The organism is Microbacterium shaanxiense (assembly GCF_054779995.1).
Genome location: NZ_BAAGXE010000003.1, coordinates 690247 through 713492, shown reverse-complemented (window position 1 = coordinate 713492; position 23246 = coordinate 690247). Strand labels below are relative to the sequence as shown.

The window sequence follows — 23246 nt, the reverse complement described above, 5'->3', positions numbered from 1 at the left end:
AAGGCCGCCCCTGTTCGTCGGGGGCGGCCTTCGCGCGTCTCACAGACGGCGCGTCCACAGAGGGCGCGGTGCATCCGGGCGTCCGCGCCTGTTGTCATACGCGCTTAGGCTGGACGGGTGACTTCTCCCGACCTGCGCACGACGCAGGCTTCGGCGTACCGTGCGGCCGGTTTCGCGATCCTCGTCATCGCCGCGGTCGTCGCGCTCGTGGTGTCGTTGCAGCTCGGCGGGGGAGCGGCGCCGCTGCTGCTCAGCGATCCTGGGCCCTTCGTGCGATGGGGGCTGCCCGCCGCGCGAATGGTGAACAACATCAGCGCCGCCGTCATGATCGGTTCGATGGTGCTCGCGCTGTTCGCCCTGAAGGCCGGCGAGAAGCCGTTCGAGACGGCACTGGACACGGCATCCATCGGCGCAGCCGTCTTCACGGTCTCCTCGGCTGCCACCGCGTTCCTCACGTTCCTCGGTGCGTTCAACGTGCAGCTCAGCCTCGAACAGCAGTTCGGCGAGCAACTGGGACGCTTTCTGCTCACGCTTCCCCTCGGCCAGGCCTGGCTGATCACCACCATCATGGGCGCGATCGTCACGATCCTCGCTTTCGCGTGGCGCAGCTGGACGCCCACGCTCATCACGGCCGGGATCGCCGTCGCGGCGCTGGTCCCGATGGCCAATCAGGGCCATTCCGGTGAGCTCGCCGGTCACGTCATCGCCGTCAACTCGATCCTGCTGCACACGGTGGGGGCGGCCGTCTGGCTGGGCGGCCTGTTCCTGCTGGTCGTCCTGCGCCGCACCGCCGGTGTCGACCGTACGGCGCTGGTGCGCCGCTACTCATCGCTCGCGATCGCCGCGTTCTTCGTCGTCGCGGTGTCCGGCGTCATGCGCTCCACCGTCGGCCTCGGCGGATGGGACGGGCTCTGGACGCCGTACGGCCTCATCATCCTCGCGAAGGTCGTGCTGCTCGGCGGAATGGGGCTGCTCGGCGCCTGGTACCGCGCTCGTCTCATCCCGCGCCTGGGCGGCGAGAGCGCTTCGCGCTGGTTCTGGATGCTGGTGCTCTGCGAAGTCGCCCTGATGGGGCTGGCATCCGGCGCTGCCGCGGCGCTGGCGCGCACGCCTCCTCCCACCGGCGAGACCGCGGCGATCCTGAAGACGCCCGCCGAACTGCTCACGGACTCGCCGCTTCCACCCGAGTTCACGCTCGACATGTGGTTCACGGGCTGGGACGTCGACATCCTCTGGGCGGTGGCCGCCGCCCTCGGACTGTTCTTCTACCTCGCCGGCGTCCTGCGGATGCGCAGCAGGGGAGACCGCTGGCCGATCCACCGCACCGTGTTCTGGGTGCTCGGCATGCTCATGCTCGTCTGGGTCACCTGCGGTCCGATCAACCTGTACCAGGACTACCTCTTCAGCGTGCACATGCTCGGGCACATGATGCTCTCGATGGCCATTCCGCTGCTGCTCGTCTCCGGAGCGCCGATCACCCTCGCGCTGCGCGCGATCCACAAGCGCGACGACGGCACCCGCGGCGGGCGGGAATGGATCATGTGGGCGGTACACTCGCCCTTCTCCCGGATCATCACCCACCCGTTCGTCGCCGCCGGCATCTTCATCGGATCGCTGTGGGCGTTCTACTTCACCGACATCGTGCGGTGGGTGATGTACGAGCACCTCGGCCACGAGTGGATGATCATCCACTTCCTCCTGGCCGGCTACCTCTTCACCATGAGCCTGGTCGGCATCGACCCCGTGCCGTACCGGCTGCCGTACCCAGGGCGACTGATCACGCTGATCGCCATCATGGCCATGCACGCGTTCTTCGGGATCGCGATCATGATGCAGGAGGGCCTCATGGTCGCCGAGTGGTTCGGCTCCATGGCCCGGCCGTGGGGTCCGACCCCGATGGAGGATCAGTACATCGGCGGCGGCATCGCCTGGTCGGTGGGTGAGATCCCCACCGTCATCGTGGCCATCACCGTGGCGATCCAGTGGAGCCGAGACGACACCAAGGTGCAGCGGCGCAACGACCGCCATGCCGATCGCACCGGAGACGCGGAGCTCGAGGAGTACAACGCCAAGCTCGCGGCGCTGGCCGACCGTGATGCGCGTCAGGAGGCCCGGAAGGGCTGACGGATCAGGATCCCGCCGAGCCGACCCTGATCGAGGCCGATCCATCGGGGAGGATCGAGATCGTGCCGCTCACGCGGAAGGGCACATCCTCCGACACGTGCTCGATGGAGCCGTCGAAGAGCGAGCGGATGTCGACCTCGATGTGCGCGACGGCTTCGCTCGCGGGGATCATCCACTGTGCGCCGTCCGGCTCCACGGTGACCTTCGGTTGCTGCGCGATCGTCCAGGTGGGCAGGTTCGCGATGCGATTCTGCACCTCGAGCCCGAAGGGGCATGCCGTGGGCTGCAGCACTTGCTGCGTGGTGCACTCGGTGAGGAACTCCTCGACGCGGGTCTGCACGACGGCGAGGAACTCCTCAGTCGGTTCGGTCTGAAGGTCGACCGGGGTCTGGGTCAGAGGGGAATCGGCGAGGACGCCGACTCCTGGAGACCGGGAGATCGCCGTGTCCACGGTGACCGAGTAGACGCCGGGGGTGAACACCAGCATCGGCAGGGGGTCGAGCGCTTCGGCTTCCACTCCTGCGGATGACACCTGACGACGATCGATCTCGAATCCGTTGACGGCGAACTGATCGGAGCCGAGCACGCGCAGCGAGATCGCCGCGAGGGGCGTGTGCGCGAAACGCCAGTCGGGTGTCACGCCGGCCCACCCGTCCTGCGTCACCTCGAAGGTGCTCTTGCCGGGGTGGGATCCCGCGACGTAGGAGACCGTCACCGACGTGACACCGTCCACGGTGACCTCTTCGACGACGTCGATCTCCGTGAGAGGTGCGAGCGCCGCCTGGCGCAGCAGCGCCTCGGATGCCGTCGCCTCTATCCCGGCATCCTCGAGGGTCTCGCGATCGATGGCGACGCCCGGCACGCGCAGGGCGTCGGCGGCGCGACCGGTCGCCAGAAGATCGAGGTACCTCGTGACGAACGCGCCTGGGCCGTAGTACTCCTTGTACAGAGCCGCACCGCCGGCGGCGATCGCGCCGAGGAGCAGGACGCCGATGACCGCCAGGGTGGTGAGGTCGACCCAGAGGCGTCGGCGCCGCGGCGACGTCGGCTGAGGGCGATCCATGGCGCCAGTCTAGGAGAGGGGCCTGAGACAGTGCCGAGCGTCGGCGGACTGTGACGCCGCGCTCGACGTACGATGAGAATCGTGTCCTTTCCCGCCCTCTCCGCCGAGCAGCAGGAGCTGTTCCGTCTCATCGAGGACACCAGGGAGCACGTGTTCATCACCGGGCGCGCGGGAACCGGCAAGTCGACCCTGCTGCAGTACTTCGCCTGGAACACGCAGAAGCAGATCGCGATCTGCGCACCGACCGGCGTCGCGGCGCTGAACGTCGAGGGCCAGACGATCCATTCGCTCTTCCGTCTCCCGATCGGACTCATCGCCGAGAGCGAGATCGAGCAGAACGACGCCACCCGCCGCATCCTCAATGCCATCGACACGCTCGTGATCGATGAGATCTCGATGGTGAACGCCGATCTCATGGACGGCATGGATCGCGCCCTGCGCCAGGCGAGGGGACGGCGCGCTGAGCCCTTCGGCGGCGTGCAGATCGTGATGTTCGGCGATCCGTACCAGCTGGCGCCCGTGCCGCCGCGCGGAGATGAGCTGCGCTACGTGCAGGATCACTACCGTTCCTTCTGGTTCTTCGATGCGAAGGTGTGGGCTGGTGCGACGATGGGCGAGTCCGACGGTCTCATCGATCTGGGCAGGCACGGCGCCGAACTGCATGTTCGAGAGCTGGTGCAGATCCACCGGCAGTCGGACGACGGTTTCAAGGCGATGTTGAACGCCGTGCGCTACGGGCGCGTCACGGCCGAGATCGCCGGCGTCCTCAACTCGCAGGGCGCCCGCACTCCCCCGGAGCCGGAGCCCGGCGAGGTGCCGATGATCACGCTCGCGACCCGCAACGACATCGTCAACAACATCAACCGCCGCCACCTCGCCGCGCTCGCCGGCAAGGAGCAGACCGCGAGGGCGGAGATCAACGGCGACTTCGGGAGGGGCGACGCGTCCTACCCCGCCGATGCGGAACTGAAGCTCAAGGTCGGGGCGCAGGTCATGTTCCTGCGCAACGACGTCTCGATGACGGGCGAGCCTCCGCGCTGGGTGAACGGCACGATCGGCACGGTGAAGCGCATCATCGGCGGTTCGGTGCGAGTCGAGATCGACGGCGAGGACGTCGATGTCGAGCCCGCGGTCTGGGAGAGGTTCCGCTACTCCTACGACCAGAGCACCAAGACCCTCAGCCGTGACGTGATCGCGGAGTTCATGCAGTTCCCGCTGCGCCTCGCCTGGGCGGTCACTATCCACAAGTCGCAGGGCAAGACCTACGACCGGGCGATCATCGATCTCGGCGGAGGGGCGTTCGCCCCTGGCCAGACCTACGTCGCGCTGTCGCGGTTGACGTCACTGGACGGGTTGTACCTGTCCCGGCCGCTGCGTCCGAGCGACATCAGAGTCGACGAGGATGTGCGCCGCTTCATGCGCGAAGCGTGGGAGAGGGCGTCGACGCCCGAGGTCAACGCCTGACGGATCAGGCCGCGGATCGCACCCGATCGAGGTCGAGGAACAGCTCGGTGTTGAACTGGTACGCCAGCAGCACCTCATCGATCACCCGTTCGCGTTCCGCGTCGTCCCACGGCGCGGCGTCCAGCTGCTCGCGGTAGACGTCCTTGAACGCGGCAGGGTCGGCGATGTCGTCGAACAGGTAGAAGCCGACGCCGTTCGTCTCGAAGCCGAATCTCCGCTGCATGACCCGCCCGATGAAGATGCCGCCGGAGAGGTCGCCGAGGTAGCGGGTGTAGTGGTGTGCGACGAAGCCGCCCACCCAGGTCGCCCCGACCTCGTTGATGCGGTCGACGTAGCGCTGCGTCGTCGGCAACGGCGTGATGGTGTCGCGCCAGTCGGGCCCGATGAGGAACTCCAGGTCCGCCTCGAGTGCGGGCAGCCGTGTCAGCCTGTCGCTGATGAAGACCGCGGCGACCGGGTCGTTGCGCATGCGATCGCCCGCGCCCTCGAGGGCTTCGTAGATGAAGTAGTGCTGCGCCACGAGTGCGATGTAGTCCTCGCGGGAGCCCTCGCCCTTGAGCAGGTCGGCCATGAATCCGGCGTGCTCGCTGCGCGAATGCGAACTCGAGGAGCGCTCACGCAGAGCGGCGGAGAAGGAGAGGATTTCGGCCATGCCCTCAGTGTAAGGGCAACCTAACCTCAGCAGAAGTGCGGATTCCTCACGCGTGCGGTCGCGGCTCGATGCCGAGCCTCTCGCAGGCGGCGTCGTACAGCGCCACGACCTCGCGGCGCACTGCCGGTCGCTCGGAGATCTCACCGCCGGGCCACGGGACGCGAAGCTCTTCCGGGACGCCGGCGCGCGTGATCTGCCAGACGCCGCCCGAGCCGTCCAGATCCGTCATCACGGCGCTCGTGATCGGCACGTCGGATTCCGTTGAGAACGCGCGGGCGATGAGGAGGTTGTCGTCGGTGTGATCGCCGTTCATGTGACGGAGGATGGCTGCGACGACGTCGGCTTCGAAGATATGGGTCACGTGATCACTGTACGTCTGCCTGGTGTCCGCGCGATGGATGCCGTGTTTCGCGATGAGCGCTTTAGACTCGGGAGAATAAATCTTCCTGGAGCTTCCTTCATGCACCTTCTCTCGCCGCGCCGCTGGCGTGCCGCCGTCGCAGGCGCCGCTGCGCTCGCGCTCGTCCTGACCGGCTGCTCAGGGGAGGAGTCCTTCTCCTACACGCCTCCCGAGCAGGTCGATGCCGCACTCGCGGATGACACCGTCGCGCAGCTGCAGGCCGCCGTCGAGAATGCGATGGTCGCGACCGGTTCGACCGGCGCGATCGTCGGTGTGTGGGTGCCGTGGAGCGGCACCTGGGTCACCGGACTCGGCACGCAGTCTGTCGAGGATCAGACGGCGGTCTCGACCGACATGACATTCCGCGTCGCGGACGTCACGCGCATGATGACCTGCGATGTCCTCTACGGACTCGTCGACGACGGCGTGGTCGAGCTCGACGCCTCCGTGCCGGAGTACGTCTCGGGGGTCGCGCAGATGGAGGACATCACCCTCCTCGATCTCTGCAACGGCACCAGCGGCGCCGGCTCGTCCGAAGCAGCCGTCAAGCCGATGTGGCTGAACACCCCTGAGCGCGAGTGGCCCGCGCTGGAGTTGGCGTCGTTCGGTCTCGGGCAGACGCCGGTGGCTCCGCACACGACGTACCGCGATTCGGATGCCGGTTACCTGCTGCTCGGCCTGGCGCTCGAGCGCGCATCGGGCAAGAGCGCATCGCAGCTCATCGCCGAGTACGTGACGAGCCCGCTGGACCTCGCGGGAACCTCCCTTCCTGCGCCGAAGGCGGCGGCCCCTGGCGAGGTCTCGCTCAGCGGAACCCTTCTGCCGCCCATCGACGGCGGTTTCGACTGCGCGGCGCGTTCCGAGATCACGGTGCTCTCATCGAGCACGGGCTTCACCGATTCCGGTGTCGTCTCGACGATCGACGACCTGGGGCGCTACGCCCAGGCGACGGCACGCCAGGGACTGCGCGAAGAGGGCGCCGAGCCCGGACGGTTCTCGGCTCCGCTGCCCGCGTACGAGGGCGCAGAGTCCTGGTATCAGGCCACCGGCGGCGCGTTCATGGTCGGACCGTTGATCGGTCAGCACGGGTGGACCCCCGGCTATGCGACGGCCGCGTACTCCGACCCGACGACCGGGTTCACCGTCGCCGTCGTGCTGAACAACTCGACAGCCGGAAGCTCACCCGCCGCCTACCTCGCGTGGGAACTCGCGGCGATCGCCTCGAAGGCGCCTGCGGCTGGCGGGGAGACGGCACCGGAGTTCGGGCTGCCCTTTACCGCCGAGCAGTACCACCAGGCCATCGTCGACGGCGCCATCTGCGCCACGCCGCCGGCAGCGGAGTAGTCAACGCAGGGCCCCGTCTACTGTGGGGGCATGGCCCAGACGGAGAAGTCTGATCGCGTCCGCCGCCTCGTCGTCGCATTGACCGTCGCGGGGGCGGTGATCGCCGCGGTCTTCGGTTCGGGCCTGCTGGGCGGCAGTCCGATGCCAGAGGCTGCGGGAGGCGCGTTCGCCGCCGACGCCACCGTGCTCGCGCCGGCGGGCTTCGCGTTCGCGATCTGGTCGGTGATCTACCTCGGCCTCGTGGCGTACGCGCTGTGGCAACTGGTGCCTTCGCAGGCGGCGAAGCCGCTTCACCGTGCGGTCGGATACGGCGTCGCGGCATCCGCCCTGCTCAACGCCGTGTGGATCATGTGCGTGCAGGCGTGGCGCATCGCCGAGTCGTTCGTGATCATCGTGATCCTGCTCGGGGTGCTGCTGGTCACGTTCGTCAGGGTCAGCCGCAGACCGCGTCGCGGCACGATCGCCGAGATCGTGCTCGTGGACGGGACGATCGGTCTGTACCTCGGATGGGTGACGGTCGCCGCCGCCGCGAACCTCGCGGCCTGGCTCGGCGCGCTCGACATGACGGAGTGGACCGCGGCCCCTGGCGTACCTGGGGTGATCACGCTCATCGTCACCGGGCTCGTCGCCGTGTTCACCGCCTGGCGCGGTGGGAGGTGGGCTCCCGCTGTCGCGACGGTCTGGGGGCTCGTGTGGATCGCGGTGGGACGATGGTCCGGTGATCCGTCAGCGCCGACGGTCGCGGCGACCGCCGTCGTGCTCGCCGTCGTCGTGCTGGTCGTGACCGCATGGCGCTTCCGTGCGCGCGTGCGGCGTACCGGGGCGAAGGATGGACTTCCCCTGGTCCCGCACGGCACAGTTGGTCAGTGACCTCTTCGCCGCACGCCGCCCTCATCCGCACTCCGCTCACCACCGGTTGGCAGGTGCATGCGGCGGCCGGTCCCGCCAAGGTCGGCGTTGATCCGATCCCCGCGATCGTGCCGGGCGTCGTCCACCTCGATCTGATGCGCGCCGGACTCATCCCTGACCCGTATCTCGACGACAACGAGTCGGCGCTCGCCTGGATCGGTCTGGTCGATTGGACCTACCGCACCACGATCTCGGTGTCGGATGCCGCACTCGAGGCTGCGGCACGGCACGACCTCGTCTTCGACGGCATCGACACGGTGGCGACGATCACGCTCAACGGACAGGCGCTCGCCGACGTCGCGAACCAGCACCGCTCGTACCGCTTCGACGTCACGAGCATCCTCACGGCGGGAGACAACGAGCTCGTCGTGGCGCTGCGCAGCCCGGTGCGTTACGCGAACGCGCAGAGCGTCGCGCTCGGCGTGCGTCCCCGGCCCTATCCGCTCCCGTACGACGCGATCCGCAAGTCGGCGTGCAGCTTCGGCTGGGACTGGGGGATCGCCACGTGCACGAGCGGGATCTGGCGCGAGGCGCGACTGGAGTCGTGGTCCGACGCTCGGCTCGCCCTGGTCGACGTGCGGGCCGAGGCCATCGGGGATGGCGGCAGCGTGCGGGTGCACGTCGAGCTCGAGCGCACCTCGAAGCAACCGGCCGCGCTCGCGGTGCAGGTCGGCGCTCGCGCGGTGGAGGGCATCGAAGTGCCTGCCGGCGCGGACTCCGTGGATCTCGAGGTGCAGCTCGACCAGGTCGATCGCTGGTGGCCGGCGGGGTACGGCGAACCCGTGCTGTACGACGTGGATGTGACGCTTGCGGCAGACGGAGTCCTTCTTGATTCTGCATCGCGCAAGGTCGGCTTCCGCGATCTGCGGTGGGACACGACGCCGGATGCTGCCGGCACCCCGTTCACCCTGATCGTGAACGACCAGCCGATCTATGTGAAGGGCGTGAACTGGATTCCGGACGACGCGTTCCCGAGCCGCGTCGACCGCGACCGCTACCGTGGCCGGCTGCAGCAGGCGAGGGACGCGAACCTCAACCTGATCCGCGTCTGGGGCGGGGGCATCTACGAGTCGGAGGACTTCTACGATCTCGCCGACGAGCTCGGCCTGCTCGTGTGGCAGGACTTCCTGTTCGCGTGCGCCGCATATGCGGAGGAGGATCCGCTGCGCGCGGAGATCGAGGCAGAGGCGCGCGAGAACATCGCCCGTCTCGCGCATCGTGCATCGCTCGTGCTGCTCACGGGCAACAACGAGAACACCTGGGGTTACGAGGACTGGGGATGGAAGAGCGTCCTGGACGGCAGGACCTGGGGTGCGCACTACTACTACGAGCTGCTGCCCGCGTTGATCGCCGAACTGGCGCCGCACGTGCCCTATGCGCCGGGCAGCCCGTTCAGCCCCGGCGGCGGCTGGGACGGGAGCGCGCAGACCGGGCCGCATCCGAACGACGAGGAGCACGGCTCGATGCACCTGTGGGAGCAGTGGAATCGCCGCGACTGGCCCACGTACCGCGAGCACAGACCGCGTCTCGTCGCGGAGTTCGGATGGCAGGGGCCGCCGGCCTGGACCACGCTGACGCGCGCGATCAGCGACGATCCGCTCACGCCGGAATCGCCGGGCATGATCGTTCATCAGAAGGCCGCCGACGGCAACGCCAAGCTCACCGGCGGCCTCGTCTCGCACTACCGCGTTCCGGAGGACGTCGAGACATGGCACTGGGCGATGCAGCTCAATCAGGCGAACGCCGTGTCGTGCGCGCTCGAATGGTTCCGCTCGCTCGCTCCGCACAACGCTGGGGCGATCGTGTGGCAGCTCAACGACTGCTGGCCGGTCACGTCATGGGCGGCGATCGACGGCGACGGGCGTGAGAAGCCGCTGTACTTCGCGCTGAAGAACGCGTTCGCACCCCGGACCGTGTCGGTGCAATCGGCGGATTCCGCGCAGACGGCGGATGCCGGACTGAGCGCTGTGCTGTCGAACGACACGGCCGGCCCCTGGCAGGGAGCCGTCGTCATGCGCCGTCTCGCGTTCGACGGCACCGTGCTCGCGTCGGATGCCGTGGACGCCGAGGTCGCAGCGCGCGCGACGGTGCGGATCGACGTTCCCGTTTCGCTCGCGGTCGCCGGTGACGCGGCACGAGAGGTGCTGGTGGTCGAGGCGCTGGATACGCGCGGGCTGTGGTGGTTCGCCGAGCCCCGCGACAGCGCGCTCGGTGCGCCGCGGCTGTCGTCCGAGATCGAAGCTGTGGACGATCAGGGCACGTACGACGTGACGATCACCGCCGAATCTCTCGTGCGCGATCTCGCGCTGCTGGTGGATCGGCTCGACCCTTCGGCCACGGTGGATCGAGGGCTCGTCACGCTGCTGCCCGGTGAGCACGCACGATTCCGCATCACGGGCGCCGCCGCATGGACGCCGGATGCGGATGCGGTGATCGGCCCGCTGGTCGCCCGCTCCGGGAATCAGCTGCTGAGATGATGCGCTGCTTGTCAAGGCCCTGGGTCTGGTCGGCCGACCGCGGATACCTTCGCTGTCATGATGGCAACGACGAAGGCATCCGAGAAACAGGCATCCACTGGCACGCGCCGCGCGGCGCGCGGCGGCACGGGTGAGAAGAGCACGCGTCGGCAGAACGCCGAGAAGGGGTTCGTCGCGTCGAAGGACTTGAGCGCGAGCCTGCAGGCAGTGCTGGTCGACCTGATCGAACTCGCCATGCAGGGCAAGCAGGCGCACTGGAACGTCGTCGGACGCAACTTCCGCGACACGCACCTCCAGCTCGACGAGATCATCGAAGCGACGCGCGAGTTCAGTGACACCGTCGCGGAACGGATGCGGGCACTGCACGCGGTTCCGGACGGTCGCAGCGACACGGTGGCGGCGACGACCACCCTGCCCGAGTACCCGCAGGGCGAGATCGACACGGCGGAGACCGTCGATCTGATCACGGTCAGGCTCGAGGCGGTCGTCGGCACGATGCGTGAGGTGCACGACGGCGTGGACGAGGAGGATCCCACCAGCGCCGACATCCTGCACGCGATCATCGAGAAGCTCGAGCAGTTCGCGTGGATGGCGAGCGCCGAGAACAGGAAGCCCGCAGCGCGGGCCTGATCGGCGTCCGCCGTGGCCTCCGGCGTCGTGCGGGTGGGCACGTCCGGCTGGCGGTACGCCTCGTGGCGCGGTGACTTCTATCCGGCGGGGCTCCCGCAGCGTCGCGAACTCGAGTACATCGGGGAGCACTTCACGACGCTCGAGCTCAACGGGTCGTTCTACTCGCTGCAACGGCCGGCGAGCTATCACCAGTGGCGTGCGTCGGTGCCGGAGGGGTTCGTCTTCGCCGTCAAGGGGTCGCGGTACGTGACCCACATGCTGCGCCTGCGTCACGTCGAGACCGCGCTCGCGAACTTCTTCGCCTCCGGCGTGCTCGCATTGGGGGCGTCGCTCGGACCGGTGCTGTGGCAGCTGCCGGAGCGGCAGGAGTTCCAGCCGGAGCTGCTCGATGCGTTCCTCGGACTGCTGCCGCATTCGACGGGCGAGGCGCTCGCGCTGGCCGGACGTCACGACGCCAGGCTCGCGGGGCGGACGTGGCTGGAGATCGACGAGGATCGCCCGATCCGTCATGCGCTCGAGCCGCGATCGGAGAGCTTTCGCGGCGCCGAGGACCTCCTCAGTGCCCACGGTGTCGCCATGGTCGTCGCCGACACTGCCGGCCGGTTCCCGCGCTTCGACGCGGTGACCGCCGACTTCGCCTACATCCGCCTGCACGGGGCGCAGGAGCTCTATCGCAGCGGCTACACCCCGGGGGAGCTCGACGGATGGGCGCGGATCATCGGCGGGCTGGCCGGTGGTGAGCCGCCGCGCGATGTCTACGTGTACTTCGACAACGACGCCCGCGGACATGCACCGCATGACGCGCGGGCACTCGCTGCGCGGACGACGCCGTGGGGCTTCAGGTGAGCGGCCAGCCCGTGTACGCCTCGGCGAGGAACGTGCGGCCGGCTTCGGATTCGACCACGGATCGCAGTTCGCCGGCCTGACGGTGCTGGTCGAAGTCGCTCGCGTCGGGTGCGGTGTGCAGCATGCTCGTCATCCACCACGAGAAGTGCTGCGCCTTCCAGATGCGGCGGGACGCCTGCTCCGCGTAGCCGTCGATGAGGCGCTCATCGTTCTCGTCGAGCAGTGCGCGCAGCGCGCGAGCGAGCAGCACGACGTCGGCGATCGCGAGGTTCATGCCCTTCGCGCCGGTCGGCGGCACCGTGTGGGCTGCGTCGCCGACGAGCGCTGCGCGCCCGTGGCGGAGTTCGTGCGCGACGAAGCTGCGGAAGCGCAGCACGTCGCGCTGGAAGATCGGCCCCTCCTTCAGCGTGGTCCCCGGCACGCGGGACTGCAGTGTCTCCCAGATCCGCTCCTCGCTCAGTGCGTTCGGATCGGCGTCGGGGGCGCACTGGAAGTACATCCGCTGCACTTCGGGGCTGCGCTGGCTGATGAGGGCGAATCCGTTCGACGAGTTGCTGTAGATCAGCTCCTCGGCCGACGGCGGCGCCTCGGTGAGGATGCCGAACCACGCGAACGGGTACTCGCGGAAGAACCCGCTGCGTGAGTCGCCAGTGATCGCGGGGCGGACGACCGAGCGCGAACCGTCGGCGCCGACGACGAAGTCGGCCTCGATCGTGAGCTCCCCTGCGTCCGCGGTCGTCGCGATCACGCGGGGGTGGACAGTGTCGGCGTCTTCCACGCGGGTCGCGGTCACGCCGAATCGCAGATCCTGGCCGGCGCCGAGACGCAACCGCAGCATGTCCTTGAGTACCTCGTGCTGCGGATAGAGCCAGACACTGCGGCCCACCAGTCCGGGGAAGTCGATGCGGTGTCCCTCGCCCTGGAAGCGCAGCTCGATGCCATCGTGCCGGTGGCCGATCGTGTTCACTCGGGTGTTCGGATCGATCGCGGTGAGCAGGTCGACGGTGCCCTGTTCGAGGATTCCGGCCCGGATGGTCGACTCGATATCTTCGCGCGAGCGCTGATCGATCACGACCGACTCGATCCCGGCATCCGCCAGCAGATGGGAGAGGATCAGCCCTGCGGGGCCTGCGCCGACGATCGCGACACGGGTACGGATCTTCTGCGGGTGCGGCGCGGCTGCGCTCATGGCGTCTCCTTCGACGGGTGTTCGGCACTGACGGGCGGATTCGGGCCCGTGCCGACCAGTGTGCCGCCAGTGGCGACTGACAACCGATTCAATCCCGTTGAACGGGATTCAGCGCGATCGACGGAGGTCGTTCTCGATGGCCTTCGCCGCATCGCGCAGCGCCGCGATCGCGGCATCCGTCCCGCTCTCTCGCGGCAGCACGACCGACAGCGTGGCGACCACCTCCCCGTGATCGCGAACCGGCACGGCGACGCCGGTGGAGACCGCCTCGATCGAGCCGGGGGCGACGACGTATCCGCGCCGCCGGATCGATGCGAGCACGGCGCGCAGCGTCTCGGCATCCGTCACCGTCTCCACGGCCACTGCACGCAGCGGCCCGGACAGCACCCGCTCGCGGATCGAAGGGTCGGCGTAGGCCAACAGCACCAGTCCAGACGATGACGCATGCAGGGGCAGGCGCCCGGCGATTCGGGTGATGTTGGCGCCGGCATCCGGATGCGACAGCCGTTCGAGGAAGAGCGCCTCCTCGTGCTCGAGCACGGCGAGCTGGGTGTGCTCGCGGATCAGCGTCTGCACGTGCTCCATATGCGGCAGGGCGGCCTGGCGCAGTCGCAACGCGCTCGAGCCCCGGAGCGCGAGTTCCCACAGGCGCATGCCGAGGCGGATGCGGTGGTCCTCATCGCGCTCCAGGAGCCCGGCTGCGACGAGGTCGCCGACCATGCGGTGCGCAGTGGACGGCGGAAGGCCGGTACGCTCCGCGATCTCCGTGGCGGTCTGCATCGTGCGCTCGGTGGTGAACGTGTCGAGCACGCGGACGATCCGATCGGTCATCGAATCGCCGGAGGGGGAGTTCGCCATGCGGCTAGCCTGCCACCTGTCGTGGCGGAGCGGATGACGAATGGTCGGAGCCGGGTAACCTCATCCCATGCCCTCTTCCACACCCATCGCGGCGACGCCGTGGGAACCGCTCGACGCTGAAGCGGTCGCCCGGCTCCTCGCCGCGGCATCCGTTCGCTGGTGGCTGTCGGGTGGCGTCGCGCTCGACCGCTGGCTCGGGCATCCGATCCGCGACCGCGAGAACATCGATGTCAGTGTCGTCGCTGCGGATCTCCGAGGTCTGGTCGGGAAACTTCCTGAGGGTTTCAGTGCGTGGGTGCCGGGTGAGGACGAGGTCGTGCCGTTCGTCGATGCTCCGGAGGGCGCCGATCTGCAGCCGGTGCTCATCCGCGACGATGCGCAGAATGCCTGGGTTCTTCAGGTCAATGCCGAAGACGGAGCCCCGCGGGCCTGGGTCTACAAGCGGGACCCTCGGCTCACACTGCCTTGGGATCGCGCGGTGCTCGACGTCGACGGCATCCCCACCGGCGCACCTGAGGTGCAGCTGGTCTGGAAGGCGCTTCGTCCTCGTGCGGAGGACACCGTGGACAAGGATGCCGTCCTGCCGACACTCGCCGCAGACGCGGTGTCGTTCTACGAGACCGCGCTGCTGCGCATCCACCCGCATTCGACGTGGGCGATTCACGTGCGCAGCCCCTTCGCGCCCGCGAAGGCCAGCTGGAACCGCAAGAAGAACTAGTCTGCACGACGCCGTCGATACTCACCGGCGGCGACGGCATCCAGCACCACCGCGCGGAACCACCTCTGTGCCGGCGAAAGGCTCGCCTCGCGCCGGGTGTACAGCGACACCGGAGTGCTCTGCCCCGGCCAGGGCAGCTCGGCGATCCGCAGACCGGGGAACCAGCCGCAGAACACCTCGGCGACGTGCCGCGGCAACAGCACGGCCAGGTCCGTCGCCTCCAGTACCGCAGGCACGGTCGCGTACTCCTCGACGGTGAGCGCGACCTGCGGCATGAGGCCGTGCTCTGTGAGCGCCTGCAGTGGGAACACGTGGCCGCCGCGGGCGGAGACGCGCACGAAGCGGCGGCCCTCGAACATGTCGGGTCGGGTCTCGGGTAGCGGATGCTGCCCCGAGGACAGCGCCACGTACTCGACGGCGCGCACATGCGTGCGCCACAGACGCGGACTGCCGATCATCGACACGGTCATCGCGAGGTCGATCGTGCCGCGGATCAGTCCGTCCTCCACCTGATCGGAGTCGAGGCGCGCCACCTGCAGATGCGGGCTGGATGCTGCGCGAGCGAGCGCGGCCATGATCGGAGGCAGGAACGTCTGCTCCCCGATCGAGGTGAGCCCCAGCGACAGTTCGCCGTTGAATCCAGCTGGCTCGAACGCCTCCGGATCGCTCACCGTCTCGTCGATCTGGGCGAGAGCCTCATGCAGCGGTGCGAAGAGTGCGGTGGCCTTCGCTGTCGGCACCATGTCATGCCCCTCGCGGCGGAACAGTTCGTCGCCGAACTTCTCGCGAAGCCTCCGCAACGTGTAGCTGACGGTCGGCTGCGTGACATGCAGCCGCTCTGCGGCGGCCGTCACGCTGCGCAGTTCGTAGAGCACCACGAAGGTGCGCAGCTGGTTCAGATCAGCCAGTGCCATCTATTGAATCTCTCTATGGGAAACGTACTTCGCATCTATTGGACTATATACAGCACCCGACCTAGAGTCGGCAGCAGCAGCACCTTGCGACAGCATCCGAGTGACAAGGACGACACGCGTTGATCATCGACATCCACGGCCACTACACGACCGCCCCCGCGCAGCTGGGCGCCTGGCGTGACCTGCAGATCGCCTTCACCAAGGGGCAGGGAGAGGCGCCGGATCCGGCATCCCTGCACATCAGCGATGACGACATCCGCGAGACCATCGAGGCCAACCAGCTCAAGCTCATGAACGAGCGCGGCAGCGACATCACCGTCTTCAGCCCCCGCGCATCGTTCATGGCTCACCACATCGGCGACCTCGCGGTCAGCCAGACCTGGGCGCGCATCTGCAACGACCTCGTCGCCCGTGTCAGCGAGCTGTTCCCCGATCGCTTCCTCATGGGGGCGATGCTGCCGCAGTCGCCGGGCGTCGATCCGAAGACCACCGTCGCCGAGTTGACGCGCGCCGTCGAAGAGCTCGGCGCCGTCACCGTCAACCTCAACCCCGATCCATCCGGCGGCAAGTGGTCCGCTCCTGCACTCACCGACCGCTCCTGGTACCCGATCTACGAGAAGCTCGTCGAGTACGAGATCCCCGCGATGGTGCATGTCAGCACGACCTGCCGTCCCGACGTGTTCCACACCACGGGTGACCATTACCTGGGTGCCGACACGACCGCGTTCATGCAGCTGCTCAAGGGCGACCTGTTCACGGATTTCCCCGATCTCAAGCTCGTGATCCCGCACGGCGGCGGCGCCGTGCCGTACCACTGGGGTCGCTTCCGCGGGCTCGCGATGGCGCTGGGCAAGCCCGAGCTCGAAGAGCACCTGTTGAACAACGTGTTCTTCGACACCTGCGTCTACCACCAGCCGGGGATCAATCTGCTGACCGAGGTCATCCCGACCGACAACATCCTGTTCGCCAGCGAGATGATCGGCGCCGTCCGCGACATCGACCCGCGTACGGGCCACTACTTCGACGACACCAAGCGCTACGTCGACGCGACACCCCACCTGAGCGAGCAAGGGCGCCAGCAGGTGTTCGAGGGCAACGCCCGCCGCGTCTACCCGCGCCTCGACCGCGCACTCTCCGCCCGCGGGCTGTGAAAGGAACACCAATGCGACTGAACGACCTCGGCATCGTCCGCACGAACATCGAGCGTCCAGACCCCGACGACGTGGCCCGGCTCGCGCAGTTCGGCGTCGCCACGATCCACGAGGCCATGGGTCGCGTCGGTTTGATGCGCCCCTACATCCGCCCGGCGTACAACGGTGCGAAGCTGTGCGGCCCGGCCGTCACAGTGCTGCTGCAGCCCGGTGACAACTGGATGTTCCACGTGGCCGCCGAGCAGGTGCAGGAGGGGGACGTCATCGTCGCAGGCTGCACCACCGAGAGCGAAGACGGCTTCTTCGGAGAGCTGCTGGCCACCTCGCTCACCGCTCGTGGTTGCAAGGGCCTCGTGATCGACGGCGGGGTCCGCGATGTCGCCGACCTCGAGAAGATGGGCTTCCCCGTCTTCTCCCGCGCCATCAACTCCAAGGGCACTGTCAAAGCCACGCTCGGTTCCGTGAACGTCCCCGTCGTCGCAGCGAACGCGCTCGTCAACCCCGGAGACGTGGTCGTCGCCGATGTCGACGGCGTCGTCGTCGTACCGCGGGAGCTGGTCGGCGCAGTGGCGGATGCCAGCCAGAAGCGCGAGGACAACGAAGAGTCCAAGCGTCAGAAGTTCCGGGAGGGCGTGCTCGGGCTCGACCTCTACGGCATGCGCGAGCCACTGGCTGCGGCCGGCCTGGAATACGTGGAGGAGTGACGATGGCACACGGCGAAACCACGGGCGACTTCACCAAGAGCGAAGGCTGGCTGGATTGGTATGACGGCCCGACGAAGCCGACGTTCACGCTGCCGGAAGGCGCAGTCGACGCGCACTGTCACGTCTTCGGCCCTGGCGAGCAGTTCCCCTACGCCCCGGAGCGCAAGTACACCCCCTGCGACGCATCTGCGGAGCAGCTCTTCGCCCTGCGCGACCACCTCGGCTTCGACCGCAACGTGATCGTGCAGGCGACCTGCCACGGCGCCGACAACAGCGCCCTGGTCGATGCCCTCAACCGTAGCGAAGGCCGCGCTCGAGGCGTCGCCACAGTGCGCCGCGACATCACCGACGATCAGCTCGCCGAGCTGCACGAGGCCGGTGTGCGCGGCGTGCGCTTCAACTTCGTCAAGCGCCTCGTCGACCGCGTGCCGACCGACTCTCTCGAGGAGATCGTCGCAAAGATCGCCCCCCTCGGATGGCATGTCGTCATCTACTTCGAGGCCGAGGACCTTCCCGAGCTCTTCGACTTCTTCTCCCGCATCCCTACTGACGTCGTCGTCGACCACATGGGCCGGCCCGACGTGACCAAGGACCCGAACGGCCCGGACTTCGAGCTGTTCCTGCGGTTCATGCGTGAGAACCCGAACGTGTGGACCAAGGTCTCGTGCCCCGAGCGCCTGAGCGCGACGGGGCCACGAGCTCTGGACGGCGAGCAGCATGCGTACACCGACGTCGTACCGTTCGCCCGTCGCGTGGTCGAGGAATTCCCCGACCGCGTGCTGTGGGGAACCGACTGGCCCCACCCCAACCTGAAAGACCACATGCCCGACGACGGGCTGCTGGTCGACTACATCCCTCAGATCGCGACGACCCCCGACCTGCAGCAGAAGCTGCTCGTAGACAACCCGCGTCGCCTCTACTGGCAAGAAGGAGCATGACATGGCACTCGACAAGCCGTACAAGAGCATTCCCGGTACCACCATCTACGATGCGGAGCAGGCCCGGAAGGGCTTCCATCTGAATCAGTTCGCGATGTCGATGATGAAGCCCGAGAACCGCGTGCGCTTCCTCGCGGATCAGGCAGCGTACCTGGACGAGTGGCCCCTCAATGCGCGGCAGCGCCAGGCCGTGCTCGACATGGACATGAACACCATGATCGAAGAGGGCGGCAACATCTACTTCCTGGCGAAGATCGGCGCCACGCATGGGATGAGCTTCCAGCAGATGGCCGGATCGATGACCGGGATGAGCGAGGCAGCCTATCGCGACATGATGGTCAGCGGCGGCCGTCGTCCGGAGGGCAACCGTCTCAAGGATCTCGACGGCTGGACGCCTCCCGAGCCCGGCGAGAAGGCCACCACGATGCGGCCCGATGCCCCCGCGAAGTTCACCTCGGCGGTGTTCACCTCGCACGTACCCGCCATCGGCGCCGCGATGGATCTCGGCAAGACCGAGGAGCCGTACTGGAAGAAGGTCTTCGACGGATACCAGTGGACCCGCAAGTGGGCCAAGGAGAACACTCCTGACGTCGTCATCCTCGTCTACAACGACCACGCGACAGCCTTCGACGCCTCCATCATCCCGACCTTCGTGCTCGGCACGGGCGCGGAGTACCCGGTCGCCGACGAGGGCTACGGTCCGCGCCCGGTGCCAGATGTGAAGGGTTACCCCGAGTTCGCCGCGCACCTCGCGCAGTCGATCATTCAGGATGACTTCGACCTCACACTCGTCAACGAGATGGTGGTCGACCATGGGCTCACGGTTCCACTGTCGCTGGTCTACGGCGAGCTCGGCCCGGACGAGCAGTGGCCGACGCGCGTCATCCCGCTCGCCGTGAACGTCGTGCAGTACCCGGTCCCCTCCGGACGCCGCTGCTATGAGCTGGGCAAGGCCCTGCGCCGCGCGATCGACAAGTGGGACGGCGAGGAGCTCAACGTGCAGATCTGGGGCACCGGCGGTATGAGCCACCAGCTGCAGGGCCCCCGCGCGGGGCTGATCAACGAGGAGTGGGACAACGCGTTCCTCGATCACCTCATCCAAGACCCGCTGGGCCTGACCGAATGGTCGCACATGGAGTACGTCGATGAGGCGGGCTCCGAAGGCATCGAACTCGTCGACTGGCTGATCGCACGCGGTGCGATGGATGACCAGTTCGGCGGCGAGGCCCTCGACGTCGACCACCGGTTCTACCACGTTCCGGCATCCAACACCGCCGTCGGCCACCTCGTCATCAGCAACCCGGCGGGGCGTACCGACGTCGCCGACGAGGTGGCGGGCGAGGCGGAGTCCGCGGATCAGGCGAACGCCCCGGAGCCTGCGGAGACCGCAGCCGTGGCGAGCGCCTGACATCCTGATATCGAACCGCGAAAGGGAGAGCGAATGACCGAAAAGATCCGCGTCGCCGTCGTCGGCGCCAGTGGTGCCTTCGGAATGAAGCACCTCGACGGCTTGAAGAACATCGAGGACGCCGAGGTCACGGTCGTCAGCGCCACCTCGCAGGAGAAGGCTGACGCTGTCGCCGAGCAGTACGGCGTCGCGAACGCTGTCGTCGGGCTCGACGCCGTGCTCGAACGGGAGGACGTGGATGCCGTCATCCTCGCGACCCCGACGGGCCTGCACGCCGAGCAGACGCAGGCAGTGCTCGCCGCAGGCAAGCACGTGCAGGTCGAGATCCCGCTGGCGGATTCGCTGGCGGATGCTGAGGCGACGCTCGCCGTGGCGGAAGAGTCCGACCGTGTGGCCATGGTCGGACACACGCGCCGCTTCAACCCGTCGCACCAGCTCGTGCACGACCGGATCGCCGCGGGCGAATTCAACGTGCAGCAGATGGATGTGCAGACGTACTTCTTCCGTCGCAGCAACACGAACGCCAAGGGCGAGGCGCGTTCGTGGACCGATCACCTGCTGTGGCATCACGCCGCGCACACGGTCGATCTGTTCGCCTACCAGGCGGGCAAGATCGTGCAGGCGAACGCGATCCAGGGACCGATCCACCCCGAACTCGGCATCGCGATGGACATGTCGATCCAGCTGAAGAGCGAATCCGGGGCGATCTGCACGCTGTCGCTGTCGTTCAACAACGACGGTCCGTTCGGCACGTTCTTCCGCTACATCGGCGACACCGACACGTACATCGCCCGTTATGACGACCTCTTCAACGGCCAGGAAGAGCAGATCGATGTGTCGCATGTCGCGGTCAGCATGAACGGTATAGAGCTGCAGGACCGTGAGTTCATCGCCGCGATCCGCGAGGGGCGCGAGCCCAACTCTTCGCTTCGTCAGGTGATCGACTGCTACCGGGTGCTCGGCCAGTTGGAGGAGCAGCTCGCGTGAAGCTTCCCCGCATCGGACTCGGCTGCATGTCGCTCAGCCACGCGTACGGTGTGCCGCCGTCGGACGAGGACGGCCTCGCGCTGCTGCGCACGGCCCTCGACGAGGGCGTGCAGATGCTGGACACAGCGACCCTGTACGGGGGCGGCCGCAATGAGGAGCTCGTCGGCCGCGCTATCGCCGGGCGACGCGACGAGATCGTGCTCGCGAGCAAGGGCGGCCTGGCGATCGTCGACGGCGTGCGCAGGATCGATGGACGACCGTCGACGTTGCGCAGGCAGGTGGATGCCTCGCTCGGCCGACTCGGTGTCGACCATATCGACCTGTACTACCTGCACCGGTGGGACAAGACGGTGCCGATCGGCGAGAGCGTCGCCGCGCTCGCCGCGCTTGTCGAAGCGGGCAAGATCGGCGCTGTCGGCCTTTCCGAGGTGTCGGTGGAACGGCTGCGCGAAGCGCAGGGCGTCGCCCCGATCGCGGCCGTGCAGAACGAGTACTCGCTGTGGAGTCGCAATCCGGAGCTCGGGATGCTGGAGGCGACGCGTGAGTCGGGTGTCGCCCTCGTGGCTTTCTCACCCGTGGCGCGTGGGTTCCTCAGCGACGGCGTCGCCGACCCCGCCGATTTCGTGGAGAGGGACATCCGCCGGGCGATGCCCCGCTTCCTCCCGGAGAACTGGCCGGCCAACGCCGCGCTGCTGCCGGCCTGGCGTGCGCTCGCCGCGGAGGCCGGATGCACGCCGGCGCAGCTCGCGCTCGCCTGGCTGCTTTCGCGAGGCGAGCACGTCGTGCCGATCCCGGGCACGACGAGCATCGAGCATTGGCGTGAAGACTCCGCTGCCGGGTCGCTGAGCGTCGACGCCGCGCTGCTGGCGCGCGCCGGCGAGCTGATCGACACGACGACCGTGGCCGGGGCGCGCTACGCGCCCGGACCGGCCGCTGACGTCGATACGGAAAAGTTCGAGGATGCCGCGTGAAGGCGATCTCGTCGATGGCGACCAGGCACGTGCTGGCCGACCTCGCCGCCGCTGCGGTTTCCGCCGGGCTCGCACCGGTCGAGATCGAGTCGGTCGGCGGGGTGGATGCTGCGCAGCGGGTGGCCGCGGGGGAGCCGTTCGATCTGGTGTTCCTCGCTTCGGGGGCCCTGCGGAAGCTGGCTGAAGAGGGACATGTGGATGCCGCGACGGTGATTCCCATCGTGCTCTCTCAGGTGGCGGTGGCCGTGGCATCCGATTCGTCCGAGCCTGCCGCACGGCCCTCCGGCGCGGCGTTCGCCGATGCAGACGGACTGCGCGAGGCGCTGCGCGCCGCCACACGCATCGGGTACTCGACCGGGCCCAGCGGCACCGCACTGGTGAAGATGATCGACGACTGGGGCCTGACCGTCGAGCTGGGGGATCGGTTCGTGCAGGCGAAGCCCGGCGTCCCAGTCGCGAAGTCGCTCGCGGGCGGCGATGTCGACCTCGGCTTCCAGCAGCTCAGCGAACTGGTCGGGCAGGCGGGAGTACGCATCCTCGGTGTCATGCCGCCTGACTGTGCGATCGACACGGTCTTCGCGGGGGCCGTGGCCACGGCATCTGATGAGCCGGCATCCGCCGCCGAGGTCTTGGCGTTCCTCGCATCTCCGGCTGCGACGACGATCAAGACGGCTCACGCCTTCGGCGTCGCCTGAGCCTCGTCATTTCACACCCCATCAACTGATCGATTCGTAGAGAGCGCGCATCATGTCCGATTCACCGTCAACCCTGGTTCTCGTGCACGGTGCCTGGGGCGGTGCGTGGGTGTGGCGGCGCGTGCTCGATCCCCTTCGGCAGGCTGGGCACGAGGTCCATGCCGCAACGCTGACTGGCGACGGTGATCGTGCGCATCTTCGACGTCCGGATATCTCGCTTCAGACTCACATCGACGACGTGGTCGGGTTGGTCGAAGCGGAAGAGCTGGAGAACGTCGTGCTCGTGGGGCACAGCTATGGTGGCATGGTGATCACCGGTGCCGCCGCGGCGCTGCAGGCAGCTGCGCCCGGACGGGTGAGCGCTCTCATCTACGTCGACGCGATGGCACCGTACTCCGGGGAGGGATGGGGGGCAGGTCACACCCCAGAGGTCGCAGCTGCACGCCTCGCGATCGCGGCCGAGCACGGAAACGCTCTACCGGCACCCGACCCGTCCGACGGCTTCAGATTGAGCGTCGAGGATGCGGATTGGCTGCGACGTCGCCATGTGCCGCATCCCTTCGGGATGTACCGTGAGCCGCTGATCTACGACGAGGCACTTCTGCGATCCGTCCCCCGACAGTTCATCGATTGCAATGACCCGGGGTATCCCAACATCGAGCCGATGCGCAAGCGTGCACGCGAGACACCGGGCTGGAGCATTGCGGAGATCGCCACCGGTCACTTCCCGATGGTCACGGAGCCGGACGCGCTCGTGAAGCACATCCTGTCTTTCGTCGACGGCCGTTGAGCACCCGACCCCGA

At 67.9% G+C, this 23246-nt stretch carries 22 protein-coding genes; 16 read left to right on the top strand and 6 right to left on the bottom strand.

Features of this window, described 5'->3' with window-relative positions:
• Positions 1-117 precede the first annotated feature (117 nt).
• On the top strand, positions 118-2124 hold the full coding sequence (locus ACYVG2_RS13030) for a cytochrome c oxidase assembly protein (RefSeq protein WP_460781383.1): 2007 nt from the start codon (positions 118-120) through the stop codon (positions 2122-2124).
• Positions 2125-2128: 4 nt separating this feature from the next.
• Here ACYVG2_RS13030 and ACYVG2_RS13025 read toward each other — a convergent pair whose 3' ends face one another.
• The gene (locus ACYVG2_RS13025; protein WP_460781382.1) at positions 2129-3187 is read right to left on the bottom strand and encodes a hypothetical protein; all 1059 of its coding nucleotides are present in this window, start codon (positions 3185-3187) and stop codon (positions 2129-2131) included.
• A gap of 81 nt (positions 3188-3268) precedes the next feature.
• Here ACYVG2_RS13025 and ACYVG2_RS13020 point away from each other — a divergent pair, with 81 nt between their 5' ends.
• Complete coding sequence (locus ACYVG2_RS13020; RefSeq protein ID WP_448964802.1) at positions 3269-4651, top strand: ATP-dependent DNA helicase; 1383 nt, start codon at positions 3269-3271, stop codon at positions 4649-4651.
• Between the two features lie 4 nt (positions 4652-4655).
• Here ACYVG2_RS13020 and ACYVG2_RS13015 read toward each other — a convergent pair whose 3' ends face one another.
• Both ACYVG2_RS13015 and ACYVG2_RS13010 read right to left on the bottom strand, forming a co-directional pair.
• Positions 4656-5303 carry a biliverdin-producing heme oxygenase gene (locus ACYVG2_RS13015; protein WP_448964801.1) on the bottom strand — a complete coding sequence of 216 codons (648 nt, stop codon included), beginning with the start codon at positions 5301-5303 and terminating at the stop codon, positions 4656-4658.
• Between the two features lie 46 nt (positions 5304-5349).
• Positions 5350-5664 carry a DUF2470 domain-containing protein gene (locus tag ACYVG2_RS13010; protein WP_460781381.1) on the bottom strand — a complete coding sequence of 105 codons (315 nt, stop codon included), beginning with the start codon at positions 5662-5664 and terminating at the stop codon, positions 5350-5352.
• 99 nt (positions 5665-5763) lie between these two features.
• Between ACYVG2_RS13010 and ACYVG2_RS13005 the strand changes: the two genes are divergently transcribed.
• From ACYVG2_RS13005 to ACYVG2_RS12985, 5 genes are read left to right on the top strand one after another with little or no spacing between them, the layout of a single operon-like run.
• Complete coding sequence (locus tag ACYVG2_RS13005) at positions 5764-7047, top strand: serine hydrolase domain-containing protein (protein WP_460781380.1); 1284 nt, start codon at positions 5764-5766, stop codon at positions 7045-7047.
• A 30-nt stretch (positions 7048-7077) separates the two neighbouring features.
• Positions 7078-7917, top strand: a complete 840-nt coding sequence (locus tag ACYVG2_RS13000; protein WP_460781379.1) for a tryptophan-rich sensory protein — start codon at positions 7078-7080, stop codon at positions 7915-7917.
• A complete protein-coding gene (locus ACYVG2_RS12995; RefSeq protein ID WP_460781378.1) occupies positions 7914-10433 on the top strand; it encodes a glycoside hydrolase family 2 protein in 2520 nt (839 codons plus the stop codon). Before ACYVG2_RS13000 ends, ACYVG2_RS12995 begins: the two co-directional genes overlap by 4 nt.
• Before the next feature lie 57 nt (positions 10434-10490).
• Complete coding sequence (locus ACYVG2_RS12990) at positions 10491-11063, top strand: Dps family protein (protein ID WP_460781377.1); 573 nt, start codon at positions 10491-10493, stop codon at positions 11061-11063.
• Positions 11064-11075: 12 nt separating this feature from the next.
• Complete coding sequence (locus ACYVG2_RS12985; RefSeq protein WP_460781376.1) at positions 11076-11909, top strand: DUF72 domain-containing protein; 834 nt, start codon at positions 11076-11078, stop codon at positions 11907-11909.
• On the opposite strand, the gene ACYVG2_RS12980 is transcribed toward ACYVG2_RS12985, so the two are convergent.
• Together ACYVG2_RS12980 and ACYVG2_RS12975 are read right to left on the bottom strand one after the other, a co-directional pair.
• Positions 11902-13098, bottom strand: coding sequence for a 4-hydroxybenzoate 3-monooxygenase (locus ACYVG2_RS12980; RefSeq protein ID WP_460781375.1), 1197 nt, complete (start codon positions 13096-13098; stop codon positions 11902-11904). The two genes, ACYVG2_RS12985 and ACYVG2_RS12980, sit on opposite strands and share 8 nt — an antisense overlap.
• A gap of 108 nt (positions 13099-13206) precedes the next feature.
• The gene (locus tag ACYVG2_RS12975) at positions 13207-13956 is read right to left on the bottom strand and encodes an IclR family transcriptional regulator (RefSeq protein WP_460781374.1); all 750 of its coding nucleotides are present in this window, start codon (positions 13954-13956) and stop codon (positions 13207-13209) included.
• Positions 13957-14023: 67 nt separating this feature from the next.
• Here ACYVG2_RS12975 and ACYVG2_RS12970 point away from each other — a divergent pair, with 67 nt between their 5' ends.
• Complete coding sequence (locus tag ACYVG2_RS12970; protein ID WP_460781373.1) at positions 14024-14674, top strand: nucleotidyltransferase domain-containing protein; 651 nt, start codon at positions 14024-14026, stop codon at positions 14672-14674.
• On the opposite strand, the gene ACYVG2_RS12965 is transcribed toward ACYVG2_RS12970, so the two are convergent.
• Entirely contained in the window at positions 14671-15588 is a 918-nt protein-coding gene (locus ACYVG2_RS12965) for a LysR family transcriptional regulator (protein ID WP_460781372.1), read from the bottom strand. The two genes, ACYVG2_RS12970 and ACYVG2_RS12965, sit on opposite strands and share 4 nt — an antisense overlap.
• Positions 15589-15707: 119 nt before the next feature.
• Here ACYVG2_RS12965 and ACYVG2_RS12960 point away from each other — a divergent pair, with 119 nt between their 5' ends.
• Genes ACYVG2_RS12960 through ACYVG2_RS12925 form a run of 8 tightly spaced genes read left to right on the top strand, consistent with a single transcriptional unit; the run spans position 15708 to position 23232 of the window.
• The gene (locus ACYVG2_RS12960; RefSeq protein ID WP_460781371.1) at positions 15708-16739 is read left to right on the top strand and encodes an amidohydrolase family protein; all 1032 of its coding nucleotides are present in this window, start codon (positions 15708-15710) and stop codon (positions 16737-16739) included.
• Positions 16740-16750: 11 nt separating this feature from the next.
• A complete protein-coding gene (gene ligK, locus ACYVG2_RS12955; RefSeq protein ID WP_448964789.1) occupies positions 16751-17443 on the top strand; it encodes a 4-carboxy-4-hydroxy-2-oxoadipate aldolase/oxaloacetate decarboxylase in 693 nt (230 codons plus the stop codon).
• Between the two features lie 2 nt (positions 17444-17445).
• Positions 17446-18381, top strand: coding sequence for an amidohydrolase family protein (locus ACYVG2_RS12950; protein WP_460781370.1), 936 nt, complete (start codon positions 17446-17448; stop codon positions 18379-18381).
• 1 nt (position 18382) lies between these two features.
• Positions 18383-19789: a protocatechuate 4,5-dioxygenase subunit alpha/beta gene (locus ACYVG2_RS12945; RefSeq protein WP_460781369.1), complete on the top strand. Its 1407-nt coding sequence runs from the start codon at positions 18383-18385 to the stop codon at positions 19787-19789.
• A gap of 33 nt (positions 19790-19822) precedes the next feature.
• The gene (locus ACYVG2_RS12940) at positions 19823-20776 is read left to right on the top strand and encodes a Gfo/Idh/MocA family oxidoreductase (RefSeq protein WP_460781368.1); all 954 of its coding nucleotides are present in this window, start codon (positions 19823-19825) and stop codon (positions 20774-20776) included.
• Positions 20773-21747 carry an aldo/keto reductase gene (locus ACYVG2_RS12935; protein WP_460781367.1) on the top strand — a complete coding sequence of 325 codons (975 nt, stop codon included), beginning with the start codon at positions 20773-20775 and terminating at the stop codon, positions 21745-21747. The genes ACYVG2_RS12940 and ACYVG2_RS12935 overlap by 4 nt, the downstream gene beginning before the upstream one ends.
• Complete coding sequence (locus ACYVG2_RS12930) at positions 21744-22442, top strand: substrate-binding domain-containing protein (RefSeq protein ID WP_460781366.1); 699 nt, start codon at positions 21744-21746, stop codon at positions 22440-22442. Before ACYVG2_RS12935 ends, ACYVG2_RS12930 begins: the two co-directional genes overlap by 4 nt.
• A 52-nt stretch (positions 22443-22494) precedes the next feature.
• The gene (locus tag ACYVG2_RS12925; RefSeq protein ID WP_460781365.1) at positions 22495-23232 is read left to right on the top strand and encodes an alpha/beta fold hydrolase; all 738 of its coding nucleotides are present in this window, start codon (positions 22495-22497) and stop codon (positions 23230-23232) included.
• Positions 23233-23246 lie beyond the last annotated feature (14 nt).